Here is a 12,900-nt window from a genome sequence, read left to right as displayed (position 1 = left end):
CGCGTTGCTTACAGGTTTTTGTACAGCCATTTGGGCATGTAGTACTTGCGCCGGTTGAACACGCTGCCGACCACTTTGGCCCCGGCCTGGGTCAAGCGCTGCACGGCTGCTTGCGCGACTTCCCAGCGGGTGTCTTCGGCGCGGACCACGAACACCACGCCGTCGACCTGAGTGCTGATGACCAGCGTGTCGGCGGCTGAATACACCGCGTCGCCGTCGATCACCACAAAGCGGTACTGAGCGCCCAGTTGATCGAGCAACGGGCTCAGGCGCTCGGCGGTCAGGTGTTCCAGGGTGCGGATCGGCCGGCCGTTGGGCAGCACGTGGAAGGGCAGGCTTGACACCTGCACCACGCAGTCCTGCAACAGTGGCGGGTTGTCCGGGTTGAACAGCAGGTCGCGCAGGCCGCGCTCCTTGCCCAGGTTCAGTTGCTGGGTGAGGTTGTTCGCCGACTGACTGGCATCGACGTACAGCACCAGTCCGCTGCTCATCTGTGCCAGTTGGCTGGCCATGGCCAGCGCGCTGGTGGTAGTGCCGGCGCCGGGGTTGGCGGCGGTCAGGAAAAGGATCCGCAGATCCAGGTCCAGCACGGTCGACGTCAGGTTCGACTCGCTGGGGCTGGCGATGCTCAGGCTTTTGTTGGTTGAACCGTCCATTAGCTTGCTCCGTGGCCGCTGAATACTTTGAAAGGGGTTTTCAACAGGATCTTCAAATCAAGCAACAGGCTCTGCTCGGCGATGTAGCTGAGGTCCAACTCAACGCGCTGGTCGAAGTCGATATTGCTGCGCCCGGAGATCTGCCACAGGCCGGTCATGCCGGGGTAGATCGCCAGACGGGCGAGGTGCTTGTCCTTGTAGCGGTAGGCGTTGAACGAGGTCGGACGAGGGCCGACCAGGCGCATGTCGCCGGTCACCACATTGATCAGGTTGGGCAGTTCGTCGAGGCTGGTGCGCCGAAGGAAACCGCCGATCCGGGTAATGCGCGGGTCCTGATCAATCTTGAAGTCGATCGCATCGGCACCGTGTTTATTGAGGTGGCGCAGCGACTCTTTGAGTTCTTCCGCGTTGGCGACCATGGTGCGAAATTTGTACATGCCGAACTTGCGGCCGCGATAGCCGGTGCGTTTCTGCACGAACATCACCGGGCCTTTGCTGGTGAGCTTGATGGCGAGTGCCAGACCGATCAGCAGCGGCGAAATCATCACCAGAATGACCAGCGCGCCGAGGCAGGCCACCACCCTGTTGGTGCGCGACAGCTGCCAGGGACGGCCACCCTCGCGTCCGGTCACCCAGCCTTGCCCCTGGCGGTGGATGGCCGCGTCGAGGCGCATTCGATGTTCCGGATCCATGCGTTTGTCACGAACCAGATGTTGGATCGGTACACCTTTTTCATGTCCAGTCATGGAGTCCTCCGCTGGTGTTCAGCCGCGAACGGCGCGTGGGCGACAGGCAGTCGGGTAGTATTCGCGGTACCAGGCGATGAAACGCCCGAGACCTTCATCCAGCTCTATCCGGGGCTGGAACCCGGTGGCCTGAGCCAGATCTTCGGCGTCGGCACAGGTGTTGAGCACGTCGCCCGGTTGCAGGGGCAGCAGCTCGACAATGGCTTTGCGGCCGAGATGTTTTTCCATCAGGGCCAGGTAGGTTTTCAGCTCCACCGGATGGTGGCCGCCGATGTTGAACAGGCGCCACGGCGCCATGCTGCTGCCCGCATCGGGGTGCTCGCGATCCCATTCCGGATGGGTATGCGGCGGATGGACCGTGAGGCGGGCAATGCTTTCGACGATGTCGTCGATGTAGGTGAAATCGCGCTGGTGCAGGCCGTAGTTGAACAGCTTCAACGGCAGGCCTTCGGAGATGGCCCGGGCGAACTGGATCGGCGACATGTCCGGCCGCCCCCAGGGCCCGTACACCGTGAAAAAGCGCAGCCCGGTGCAGGGAATGCCGAACAGATAGCTGTAGCTGTGGGCCATCAGTTCGTTGGCTTTTTTGGTCGCGGCGTACAGCGACAGCGGGTGATTGACGTCGTCATGCACCGTGTACGGCGTGTGCTGGTTGGCGCCGTATACCGAGCTCGACGAGGCATAGATCAAGTGTTCAACCGGGTGATGCCGGCAGCACTCCAGAATGTTCAGGAAGCCACTGAGGTTGCTGTCCATGTAGGCCCGTGGATTTTCCAGCGAGTAACGCACCCCGGCCTGCGCCGCGAGGTGGATCACCACTTGCGGGCATTCACGGACGAAGAGGGCGTCGACGGCGGCGGCGTCGGCCAGATCGACTCTGGCAATCTGGAAATCGCCGACCTGACCGCGGACCCAGCGCACACGATCATGCTTGAGTTGCGGGTCGTAATAGGCGTTGAAATTGTCCAGACCGACGATCTGATGCCCGTCGCGCATCAGCCGCAGCACGCAATGAGCGCCAATGAACCCGGCCGCACCGGTGACGAGGATTTTCATGACCGCAGCCCGTCAGGCGCGATATGCCGCAGGCCGATGCCGCTGTAGTGCAGGCCGGCGGCTGCCACTTGTTCAGGGTTGTAGAGGTTGCGACCGTCGATGATGACTTTCGAGCGCAGCTTGCTGGCCAGCAGCTCGAAATCCACCACGCGGAAATTCTTCCACTCGGTGCAGATCACCAGTGCGTCGGCATCCTCCAGGGTGTCGTCGCGGGTGGCGCACAGGTGCAGGTCATTGCGGTAGCCGTAAATGCGCCGGCATTCGGACATGGCCTCGGGGTCGTAGGCCTGCACACTGGCGCCTTCGGCCCACAGGGCATCCATCAGATAACGGCTGGGGGCTTCGCGCATGTCATCGGTGTTCGGCTTGAAGGCCAGGCCCCAGATGGCGATGGACTTGCCAGCCAGGCCTTGCGGGAACTGCGCCTTCAGCTTGCTGAACAGGATGTGCCGCTGGGTGTCGTTGACGTCGGTGACACTGCGCAGCAATTTCAGCGGCATGCCGTTGAGCTCGGCGGTGTGCAACAGGGCGCGCAGATCCTTGGGAAAGCACGAACCACCGAAGCCGCAGCCGGGGTAGATGAAGTGATAGCCGATGCGCGGGTCGGAGCCGATGCCCTTGCGCACGGCTTCGATGTCGGCGCCCAGCAGTTCGGTGAGGTTGGCCAGTTCGTTCATGAAGCTGATGCGGGTGGCGAGCATCGCGTTGGCCGCGTACTTGGTCAGCTCGGCGCTGCGGTTGTCCATGAACATCAGTTTTTCGTGGTTGCGGCAGAACGGTGCATACAGCTCGCTCAACTGCTCCCGGGCGTCAGGGTCCAGGGTGCCGACAATGATCCGGTCCGGACGCATGCAGTCGGCGAGGGCGCTGCCTTCTTTGAGGAATTCGGGGTTGGACACGATTCGCACGTTCAGGCCGCTTTTGCCGCGCCGGTGCAATTCGTTGTTGGCGGTGTCGAGTACCTGATCCGCTGTGCCGACCGGCACCGTGGATTTGATGATCAGGGTGCGATCGGCCTCCATGAAGCTTGCGATTTGCCGTGCCACGCTGAGCACATGGCTGAGGTCGGCGGAACCGTCCTCGTCAGCCGGCGTACCCACGGCGATGAAGATCAGTTCGGCGTGTTCAACGGCATCGCTGGCCTGGGTGGTAAACAGCAAGCGCCCGGCCTTGATGTTTTCTTCCAAAGTTGCCGACAGTCCCGGTTCACTGATCGGCGGAACTGCCTGTTGCAGTTGTTTAATCTTGTTCGGGTCAATATCGACGCACAACACTCGATGTCCGACATCGGCGAGTGCCGCAGCTTGAATCAGGCCAACATAGCCCGTACCAAATACGCTCACGTCCATATTGGCGTGCCTCGTAAGACGGTGGAAAGAAGATCGAATTGGAACTGTCAAAAGGGGTATAGCGCAGGGTGGGGAAAGCGTGTCAGCAAAATGACATGTTGCATGTGTATAACACCCCCGTTTTTGGGGGCGATTGGCCATCAAGTACTTGCTGTATCTGGATTTGTCCCGTCCTTGACATGCTTTTCACATTTCAAAGAAAACGATAAACGGTCGTAGGCCACAAAATACAAGGCCTGTAACGACTTGGGTGTGTCAGTTTTGAGTCAATGTTTTTTTGACGCTTTTGGCAAAAGTCGGACAATTCTTGCGCTTTGATGGCCCGCTGCTAGTGTCAGAAAATGACCGACAAGCGATTGACCATGCCCCGTCGCAAGCGTCCCGGAATCGCCATGTTTCGATATTTGAAAGAACTGCTTTTAGTTATTTATCTACTGCTTTATTCCGATTATTACCTTGAACGTTTAAACGCCATGGGTATCGGTCCGGCAGTACTACTTTTTGGCGCGATGTTTTTGGCGCTGACGTTCGCATTATTGCTAACGGCCTATATAAGGCAGACTTTCATTCGGCACTTGTTCGCATTGGCGATGTTTATTTCGGCGGTGTTCTTTGATGTCTATACCCGGGTCACTGCCGATTACCTGACGTACAGCAGTTTTGTCTCACTGGTTTATTCGGGCGGCTTCATCCAGGAAGCGGCGTATCAGTACCGGGACGTGATCGCCCACGGGGTGCTCAACGGTCTTTTGCTGTTGATCGGCATCGGCCTGCGGCCGCGTCATTCGATTCCGGTTCCCAATGCACTGAGAGTCGCGGCGCCGGTGCTGGGGGTGTTGCTGCTCAGCGCCGTACTGTTCGTGCGGGCCGGGGAAGGGGCGCGGGGCTTGCCGATCATGTACACGCCGCTGGCCTACCTCAACCTGTTTGGCTACGAGGCGCTGCACAACACTGTCGGCCCCCGTGAGCCAGTGACCCTGACGCGCAACGGCCCGGCGGTGAGTCACGACATCGTGCTGATCATCGACGAAAGCATTTCCGGCAATTACCTGGACATCAACGCGCCGTTTGGCGTGCACAGCAACCTCAAGCAAGCGCATCCGGGTGTCGAGATCTTCAACTACGGCTACGCGGCGTCCATCGCCAATTGCAGCGCCGACACCAACGTCACCCTGCGCTACGGCGGCACTCGCGCCGATTACATGCGCATCAACACCACGCTGCCGTCGATCTGGCAGTACGCGAAAAAGGCCGGCCTGCGCACGGTCTACATCGATGCCCAGCGTACCGGCGGCAACCTGCAGAACCTGATGACCGACACCGAGAAAAAGGACATCGACGAGTTCGTGCAATTTGACCAGACCAGCGTCCGCGATCGCGACATGGCCGCCGCTGCCAAGCTGATCGAACTGCTCAACGACGACAAACCGGAGCTGGTGGTGATCAACAAGGTCGGCGCGCATTTCCCGGTGCACGACAAATACCCGGACGCCTTCATGGCCTACCGCCCGACGTTGCCGCGAGGGCAGTTCACCGAAGTCGCCGACACCGGCAAGCGCGACGGTTTCAACGGCCAGCCGGATGACTGGGTGCTGTACCGCAACGCCTACAAGAACACCGTGTTGTGGAATGTCGGCGAATTTTTCTCGCGGGTGTTTGCCCAGGCCAATCTGAACAACGCACTGCTGATCTACACCTCGGACCACGGCCAGGACCTGCACGAGCGCGGTAACCCGGGGCTCAACACCCATTGCGGTGGCGACCCGGTGGAAGAGGAGGGGCTGGTGCCGCTGGTGGTGATTCAGGGCGATCAGTTGCACTCGCTCGACTGGTCGGCACAACTGGCGGCCAACAAGGATCGCTCCAGTCACTACAACATCTTTCCGACCCTGCTGCAGTTGATGGGCTACGACCTGGCGGGGATCGAATCGGTCTACGGCAAACCGCTGAGCGTGCCGACAGCGGACGATTTCACCTTCAACTACCGCTTCAATGCGCGGTTGGGGGCCAGGCCCGAGTGGAAACATATCGACCTGAACAGCATCGTCACGCCGGGTGAGTCGCCCACCAGCATTGCAGCAGGACAGTAACCCTGCGCCACCCGCTATCCGCTATCCTTGCCCCACACGGTTCGATCGGATGGCGGCATGCTGCAGGTTCAAAACGTCTTCAAGAGCTATCTCACCCCTCAAGGCCCGTTGCCCGTGTTGCAAGGCATCGACCTGACACTCAAACCGGGAAGCAGTCTGGCGCTGATGGGCGAGTCAGGCAGCGGCAAAAGCACGCTGCTGCACCTGATTGCCGGTCTGGATAAAGTCGACAGCGGCAGCATCCGCAGCGGCGAACATCGACTCGACGAAATGAGCGAAGCGCAACTGGCCAACTGGCGCCGCACGGAAATCGGTCTGGTGTTCCAGCAGTACAACCTGATCGGCAGCCTGCGCATCGAAGACAACCTGGCGTTTCAGGCACGACTCGCCGGACGCCATGATCCGCGCTGGCAGAACCATCTGGTGCAGCGTCTGGGCCTGGACGATCTGCTCAAGCGTTATCCCGAACAACTCTCTGGTGGCCAGCAGCAACGGGTCGCGCTCGGCCGGGCGTTGGCATCGCGGCCCAAGTTGTTGCTGGCCGACGAACCCACCGGCAGCCTCGACGAGTCAACCAGTGACGAGGTGCTGCGGCTGTTGCTGGAACTGCTCGAGAACACGCCGACCACCTTGCTGATGGTCACCCACAGTCAGCGCGTGGCCGCGCGACTGGCGGAGCGGGTGGTGTTGTCCAGCGGTCGACTGACGTGAGGGTTTTCCGGCTGGCCCTGATCGCCTTGCTCAGTCACTGGCGGCGACATCCGGTGCAGTTTTTCAGCGTGCTCACCGGGTTATGGCTGGCCACCAGTCTGTTGACCGGCGTCGAAGCGCTCAACAGCCAGGCGCGGGACAGTTACGCGCGAGCCAGCCGGATGATCGGCGGCGAACCCCAAGCCAGCCTGAGTGCGCCAGGTGGCGCGACGTTTTCGCAGCAGTGGTTTGTCGATCTGCGCCGTCAGGGCTGGCCGGTTTCGCCGGTGTTGCAGGGCCGTTTGATCCTCAAGGACCATGAATCTCAACGCCTGCAATTGATGGGTATCGAGCCGGTGTCGCTGCCGGCCGACAGTGCTGTGGCGGGGCAGGCGATGCCGATCGAGCGCATCGTCGAGTTCTTCAGCGCGCCGGGCAGCACCTGGATTTCCCCCGACACCTTGCAAGCGTTGAACCTGTCAGAAGGTGACACACCGCAAACCGGAACCGGTCAGACGTTGCCACCGTTACTGGCGCAGAAGGACATGGCTCCCGGTGTCTTGCTGGTGGACATCGGTGTTGCTCAACGTGTGCTCGAACAACCCGGTCAACTGTCGCGGCTGACGTTGCCCAACGATTTTCACGCCGACGTACCGGCCGCGTTCAAGGGCCGGTTGCAGCTCAAGAGCAGCGGCGAAGAAAACAATCTGGCGCGGCTGACCGAGAGTTTTCATCTCAATCTCGATGCACTTGGTTTTCTCTCGTTTGTCGTCGGCCTGTTCATCGTGCATGCGGCTATCGGTCTGGCGCTGGAACAGCGTCGTGGGCTGTTGCGTACGTTGCGCGCCTGCGGTGTCAGTGCGCGAATGCTGATTGCTTGTCTGATCGTCGAACTCGGTGCGCTGGCGTTGATCGGCGGACTGTTTGGTGTCGTCAGCGGCTACTGGCTGGCCAGTGTGCTGCTACCGGATGTCGCCGCCAGCCTGCGCGGGTTGTACGGCGCGGAGGTGGCGGGGCAGTTGCGCCTGAGTTCGTGGTGGTGGTTCAGCGGCATTGGCTTGAGTCTGCTCGGCGCGTTGCTGGCCGGGGCCAACAGCCTGTTGCGAGCGGCGCGGCTGCCGTTGTTGGCGGTGGCCGATCCGCAAGCCTGGCATGAACAGCATGCGCGCTGGTTGCGCCGACAGGGCTGGGTGGCCGGGGTGTTTGCGGCGATTGCTTTGATTGCGCTGGTGTCGGGTAACAGTCTGGCCAGTGGTTTCGTGTTGATGGCGGGGTTGTTGCTCGGCGCCGCGTTGGCGCTGCCGGTGGTGCTCAGTGCGCTGTTGAACGGCTTGCTCGGGCGCAGTCGTTCGGTGCTGGGGCAGTGGTTTCTCGCCGACTGCCGACAGCAATTGCCGGCGCTGAGTCTGGCGCTGATGGCGTTGCTGCTGGCGCTGGCGGCGAACATCGGCGCCGGCAGCATGACCACCGGTTTCCGCCAGACCTTCAACGATTGGCTTGAACAACGGCTCACTGCCGAGCTCTATCTGAACCCGAGCAATCCGGCTCAGGCGCGCGAGCTGTACAGCTGGCTCAAACAACAGCCGAGTGTCACGGCGATCCTGCCCAACTGGCAGGTTTCGGTGACGCTGCAAGGCTGGCCGACGGAAGTGTTCGGCATCATCGACCATCCGCACTATCGTCAGCACTGGCCGCTGCTCGAAGCCCGGGGCAACGACCCGTGGGCTTTGCTGGCCACCGATGACGCGGTGATGCTCAGCGAACAACTCGCGCGCCGGCTCAAGGTGCGGCCGGGCGATCGCCTGACGATTCCGACGCCGGGCCTGTCGTGGTCGCCGCGCATCGTCGGGATCTACGCCGACTACGGCAATCCCAAGGGCCATGTGCTGGTCAACAGCAATCACCTGTTGCGCAGTTGGCCGCAACTGACACCGAACCGGTTCAACCTGCGGATCGAACCGGCAAAGATCCCGGCACTGCTCAGTGCCTTGCAGGCACGCTTCCAGCTCGACGACAGCCGCATCGTCGATCAGGCGCGGCTCAAGGGCTGGTCGGTGCAGGTTTTTGAGCGGACCTTTGCCGCGACGGCCGCGCTCAACAGCCTGACGCTGGCGGTCGCCGGTGTGGCGTTGTTCATCAGCCTGCTGACCCAGAGCCAGAGCCGTCTCGGCCAACTCGCGCCGTTGTGGGCCTTGGGGGTGACGCGACGGCAATTGATGCTGCTCAACCTCGGTCAGACCTGGTTGCTGGCGGTACTGACGCTGGTGTTGGCATTGCCATTGGGCATCGGGCTGGCGTGGTGTCTGGATGCGGTGATCAACGTGCAGGCCTTTGGCTGGCGCCTGCCGTTGCGGGTGTTTCCGTTGCAGTTGCTGCAACTGACCGGGCTGGCGCTGCTGGCGACGCTACTGGCCTCGGCGTGGCCGCTGTATTCGTTGTACCGCACGCAACCGGCGGACTTGTTGAGGACGTTTGCCCATGAGGATTAACTTCGCCGTGGTGTGCCTGGCGCTGTTGCTCACTGGCTGCGACAACCCGGCACCGGAACAGAAAGGTTTTGCCGGGATGGGCGCTCAGGCGCAGGCCTTCACGCCGGTGGTGCCGGGGCGGGTGTTCAGTTTCCCGGCGGATCACGGCGCCCATGACGGTTTTCGCATCGAATGGTGGTATGTCACGGCCAATCTCAAGGATGCTCAGGGCAAAGATTTCGGCGTTCAGTGGACGTTGTTTCGCAGCGCCCTGAACGCCTCGCCGGAACAACCGGGGTGGGCCAATCAAACGATCTGGCTCGGTCATGCGGCGGTGACCTCGGCCAGCGTCCATCACGCCGCCGAGCGTTATGCCCGGGGTGGTGTCGGCCAGGCCGGGGTGCGTGCCGCGCCGTTCGAGGCGTGGATCGATGACTGGCGTTTCGTCAGTCAGGCGAGTGATCCGCTGGGCGACATGCAGCTCAGCGCAAAGGACAAAAACTTCAGCTATCAGTTGAGGCTGACTTCCAGCCGTCCGCTGGTGCTGCAAGGTGATCACGGTTTCAGTCAGAAATCCGAACAGGGACAGGCGTCGTATTACTACAGCCAGCCGTTTTTTCAGGCCAGCGGCACCCTGCAGATCGACGGCCAGACCTACACCGTCAGCGGCCCGGCCTGGCTCGACCGCGAATGGAGCAGCCAACCGCTGACCGCCAACCAGACCGGTTGGGACTGGTTCTCCCTGCATCTGGATGGCGGCGAACACGTCATGCTCTACCGCATGCGCCAGAAGCAAGGGGCGCCGTACCTCACCGGCACGTGGATTGGCGCCGATGGCCAGACCGAAACCCTGCACGCCGAGCAGATCAAGCTGACCCCGCAGGGCATTGCGAAAGTGGCCGGCCGTTCGATGCCGGTGCGCTGGTCGATCGACATTGCGCAAAAAAATCTGCAAATCACCCTCGATGCAGTCAACCCCGATGCCTGGATGAACCTGCGCATTCCGTATTGGGAAGGGCCGGTGCGCTTGAGCGGCAATCGGGGCGGGCAGGGCTATCTGGAGATGACCGGGTACTGATTGACCCGGTTCGGGGAGCAACGGCCGATCAGCGTCTATGCTCCTTGGCACGCGCGGTGCCGAGACCGATTCGGCGCCGGGTGCTGTCATCCATCACAGGGAAAGTACCGCTTATGAAGCTCAAAGCACTGACGCACGCCATTGCACTCGCCGCCACCCTTTCTGCTGCCAGCCTTTCGGCGATGGCCAACGATATCCCGCTGTCGGCCACGGTCGAGGCCGACCGGGTAACCACCAAAGTGCTGGCGGTTGACCCGGCCAATCATCAGGTTGTTCTTGAGGGGGCGGAAGGTCGCCAGGTACATATCCAGCTCAGCGACAAGGCCAAAAATCTTGGAAATCTGAAGGTGGGGGATCTGGTCAAGATCGAGGTGACTCGTTCGGTCGCCGCTTATCTGGACACTGATGTGGATAAAGGTCTGCCAGGTTCCACCGAGCGCACCGGTGAACTGCGCAATGCCGTGGGCAGCAGCAACCCGGGGGGCGAGGCTTTCCGCCAGGTTCAGGTGCAACTGAAAATCACCAAAATTGATTTGGCGACAAACCAGGTCACCCTGGAAAATCCTTCAGGCCAGTCGAAAACCCTCAACGTCGAGAAGCCTGAGATTCAGGCCAAACTGAAAGATTTGAAAGTCGGGCAGAGTGTGGTGGTCACTTACACCGATGTATTAAAAGTGACCAGTCAGCATGAAAGTTGAGTATTGACTCTACATAACGGCTGTTCTTGTACAAGTAATTGTATGAGAGCAGTCATATAAAGTGTTCAAGGTGATGAATTCAGAAAGTTTGTCGGGAAATATCGACGAATATTTCCTTTAACTTTTCAGTACATAAATTTCATGTTGAAGCAGGACGACATATCCGCCAATTTCCATTAAAATCCTTCGCGTTCGCCCAGTGTCAGGGCTCTTTACCGGTGCATGGATTGCCAGGCCATTACACTGGGCGAACACCTCCTCGGAGTGGAGGCCAAAGAATTCAGATGCAAAAAGGGCGACTGTGAAGTCGCCCTTTTTTATTGTCTTACGATTTGGCGGGTCGCATGCCTTGTTGTAACTGAAGGCGCTTGAGCGTTTCCTGGTACATGGTGGTACGGCGGTGTCGCGTGCCATATCCACCGATAGCAGCCACGGTGCCGGCCTGGATGTGATCCAGGTAGCGGAAGATCGTCCGCGGCGAGAGGCATTTGATGCCGTAGCCAAGGTTGCTTAAACGATCCTGCAGCGTGTATCCCGGGACCCGGTCATCCATCGAAAAATGCAGCCCGTGAGCCTTGATCAACCGAGCGTTCCACAAGGTGCAGAAGCTTTTCAGGTGAGTTTCCCGGTAGGGTTTTGGATCTCTGGAGGGCAACCCAAAATGCTGTTTTGCCCGGCGGAAATAGTGTTTGAAGTAACGTGAAGACAAACGCCAGGTGTCTCTAAGTACGCCTCGATCTAATTGCTCGACGCAACCGACCGCCGCTGTATCCAAAGATTGCATGCACTCATTCATCATCATCGAAAAGACAGTACTGTCAAAAACGAAAGTGTCGGTGTGCAGCAAAAACAGGTAATCGGTTTCAACTTTCGCAAGTGCCAGATCAAGCGCCTTGCCATGAGCAATATGCCCCGCTTCCTTGCCGGGTGAAGGGCGCTCGATCAAGTTGATCCAGTCCAGGGACCGCAAGTAGATCTGGCTTTCATCGGCGGAATCGTTGTCCACCACCCACACCGGAATTTGATGCTCCTTGACGTATTGCTCGAGAAACTCCAGGCACATCCGGGTTATTTCCGGCGTCTTGTAATTGACCAATACAAGACTGAAGGCGGGCAGTTGTTTTGAGGTGGAATCGATCGCACTCATGGTCTGGGCTCACTTCAAGTTGAAGGGTTCTGCTGACGGCAATCAGCCCACAGAACCGCTGCTTTGTGGCCCGGATGGTAGGGACGCAACCTTAGTTCAAGCTTAATTTTCGAGCGTCCGGGGCGGGCGACTTGTTACGGCTTGCGACACCGGCGAGGCGCTTGGCGATCAAGCGCGGTTCCACGGTAAGATGCGCCGCCATTTCAAGTTCAAGGAAGACAACGGCCCGCGCCGTTCGCCACGGATGAAACCACTTTCCCTCTACCACCCGGCCCTTTACTGGCTGCGCGTGTGGCAAAAAAGACTGTTTCGCCACATCGCCTGGCACTGCTCGAGCAAACGCTACGCACGGCCGGCCACGACGTCCGAGCGCTTGCCGTATCGCTACCTCAAACACACCTCAAAACTGATCCGCAAACTCGGCGACTCGGACCTGGCGCTGCAACACAACAAAGTCATCAACCTCAAACTCGCCGTCGCTGCCATCGACGGCGTCACCATCGCCCCCGGCGAATATTTCTCCTTCTGCCGCCTCGTCGGCCGCCCGACCCGCCAACGCGGCTACGTCGAAGGCATGGAACTGTCCTTCGGCCAGGCCCGCACCGGCATCGGCGGCGGCATCTGCCAACTCAGCAACCTCATCCACTGGATGGCCATTCACTCACCCCTGGTCGTCATCGAACGCGCCAACCACAGCTTCGACCCCTTCCCGGACGACGGCCGCGTCCTGCCATTCGGCTCCGGCGCAGCGATCTTCTACAACTACATCGACCTGGTACTGCACAACCCGACGGATCGCAGCTTTCAGCTGAAGCTGAGGGTGGGGGAGACGCAACTGGAAGGGGAGTTGTTGTGCGACCGGGAACGGGCTTATCGGTATCACGTGTTCGAGGTGGGGCATCGGTTTGTGCGGGAGGGGGAG

11 protein-coding genes are annotated in these 12,900 nt (G+C 60.2%); 6 read left to right on the top strand and 5 right to left on the bottom strand.

Annotation, left to right across the window (positions count from 1 at the left end):
* Positions 1-8: 8 nt before the first annotated feature.
* Genes J5M72_RS27730 through J5M72_RS27715 form a run of 4 tightly spaced genes read right to left on the bottom strand, consistent with a single transcriptional unit; the run spans position 9 to position 3,807 of the window.
* A complete protein-coding gene (locus J5M72_RS27730) occupies positions 9-656 on the bottom strand; it encodes a CpsD/CapB family tyrosine-protein kinase (protein WP_169429769.1) in 648 nt (215 codons plus the stop codon).
* Positions 656-1,402, bottom strand: coding sequence for a sugar transferase (locus J5M72_RS27725; RefSeq protein WP_207868123.1), 747 nt, complete (start codon positions 1,400-1,402; stop codon positions 656-658). The genes J5M72_RS27730 and J5M72_RS27725 overlap by 1 nt, the downstream gene beginning before the upstream one ends.
* A gap of 18 nt (positions 1,403-1,420) precedes the next feature.
* A complete protein-coding gene (locus J5M72_RS27720) occupies positions 1,421-2,458 on the bottom strand; it encodes an NAD-dependent epimerase/dehydratase family protein (RefSeq protein WP_207868122.1) in 1,038 nt (345 codons plus the stop codon).
* Positions 2,455-3,807 (bottom strand): UDP-glucose/GDP-mannose dehydrogenase family protein, encoded by a 1,353-nt coding sequence (locus J5M72_RS27715; protein WP_207868121.1) that lies wholly within the window; start codon positions 3,805-3,807, stop codon positions 2,455-2,457. The genes J5M72_RS27720 and J5M72_RS27715 overlap by 4 nt, the downstream gene beginning before the upstream one ends.
* Positions 3,808-4,199: 392 nt before the next feature.
* Here J5M72_RS27715 and J5M72_RS27710 point away from each other — a divergent pair, with 392 nt between their 5' ends.
* The 5 genes from J5M72_RS27710 to J5M72_RS27690 all read left to right on the top strand — a co-directional run bounded on the left by J5M72_RS27710 (position 4,200) and on the right by J5M72_RS27690 (position 10,831).
* A complete protein-coding gene (locus J5M72_RS27710; RefSeq protein WP_207868119.1) occupies positions 4,200-5,897 on the top strand; it encodes a sulfatase-like hydrolase/transferase in 1,698 nt (565 codons plus the stop codon).
* Between the two features lie 57 nt (positions 5,898-5,954).
* Positions 5,955-6,608, top strand: a complete 654-nt coding sequence (locus tag J5M72_RS27705) for an ABC transporter ATP-binding protein (protein WP_207868118.1) — start codon at positions 5,955-5,957, stop codon at positions 6,606-6,608.
* Positions 6,605-9,076, top strand: coding sequence for an FtsX-like permease family protein (locus tag J5M72_RS27700; RefSeq protein WP_207868117.1), 2,472 nt, complete (start codon positions 6,605-6,607; stop codon positions 9,074-9,076). Before J5M72_RS27705 ends, J5M72_RS27700 begins: the two co-directional genes overlap by 4 nt.
* Positions 9,066-10,133: a lipocalin-like domain-containing protein gene (locus J5M72_RS27695; protein ID WP_207868113.1), complete on the top strand. Its 1,068-nt coding sequence runs from the start codon at positions 9,066-9,068 to the stop codon at positions 10,131-10,133. Before J5M72_RS27700 ends, J5M72_RS27695 begins: the two co-directional genes overlap by 11 nt.
* A gap of 113 nt (positions 10,134-10,246) precedes the next feature.
* Positions 10,247-10,831 (top strand): hypothetical protein, encoded by a 585-nt coding sequence (locus tag J5M72_RS27690; RefSeq protein ID WP_207868160.1) that lies wholly within the window; start codon positions 10,247-10,249, stop codon positions 10,829-10,831.
* Between the two features lie 325 nt (positions 10,832-11,156).
* On the opposite strand, the gene J5M72_RS27685 is transcribed toward J5M72_RS27690, so the two are convergent.
* Positions 11,157-11,978 carry a glycosyltransferase gene (locus J5M72_RS27685; RefSeq protein ID WP_207868111.1) on the bottom strand — a complete coding sequence of 274 codons (822 nt, stop codon included), beginning with the start codon at positions 11,976-11,978 and terminating at the stop codon, positions 11,157-11,159.
* Positions 11,979-12,222: 244 nt separating this feature from the next.
* Between J5M72_RS27685 and J5M72_RS27680 the strand changes: the two genes are divergently transcribed.
* Positions 12,223-12,900 (top strand): VanW family protein (locus J5M72_RS27680; RefSeq protein ID WP_207868158.1); only part of this gene is annotated, 678 nt, incomplete at its 3' end.

The sequence above is a fragment of the Pseudomonas sp. 58(2021) genome, from assembly GCF_017491585.1.
GTDB classification, from domain to species: Bacteria; Pseudomonadota; Gammaproteobacteria; order Pseudomonadales; family Pseudomonadaceae; genus Aquipseudomonas; species Aquipseudomonas fluorescens_BT.
The sequence above is the reverse complement of the archived record's forward strand: the minus strand, read 5'-3'. Positions and strand labels throughout refer to the sequence as shown.

What these genes read in the sequence shown, in the direction of transcription:
- J5M72_RS27730 (WP_169429769.1), bottom strand. Translation starts at nt 656, where the DNA reads ATGGACGGTTCAACCAACAAAAGCCTGAGCATCGCCAGCCCCAGCGAG.
- J5M72_RS27725 (WP_207868123.1), bottom strand. Translation starts at nt 1,402, where the DNA reads ATGACTGGACATGAAAAAGGTGTACCGATCCAACATCTGGTTCGTGAC.
- J5M72_RS27720 (WP_207868122.1), bottom strand. Translation starts at nt 2,458, where the DNA reads ATGAAAATCCTCGTCACCGGTGCGGCCGGGTTCATTGGCGCTCATTGC.
- J5M72_RS27715 (WP_207868121.1), bottom strand. Translation starts at nt 3,807, where the DNA reads ATGGACGTGAGCGTATTTGGTACGGGCTATGTTGGCCTGATTCAAGCT.
- J5M72_RS27710 (WP_207868119.1), top strand. Translation starts at nt 4,200, where the DNA reads ATGTTTCGATATTTGAAAGAACTGCTTTTAGTTATTTATCTACTGCTT.
- J5M72_RS27705 (WP_207868118.1), top strand. Translation starts at nt 5,955, where the DNA reads ATGCTGCAGGTTCAAAACGTCTTCAAGAGCTATCTCACCCCTCAAGGC.
- J5M72_RS27695 (WP_207868113.1), top strand. Translation starts at nt 9,066, where the DNA reads ATGAGGATTAACTTCGCCGTGGTGTGCCTGGCGCTGTTGCTCACTGGC.
- J5M72_RS27690 (WP_207868160.1), top strand. Translation starts at nt 10,247, where the DNA reads ATGAAGCTCAAAGCACTGACGCACGCCATTGCACTCGCCGCCACCCTT.
- J5M72_RS27685 (WP_207868111.1), bottom strand. Translation starts at nt 11,978, where the DNA reads ATGAGTGCGATCGATTCCACCTCAAAACAACTGCCCGCCTTCAGTCTT.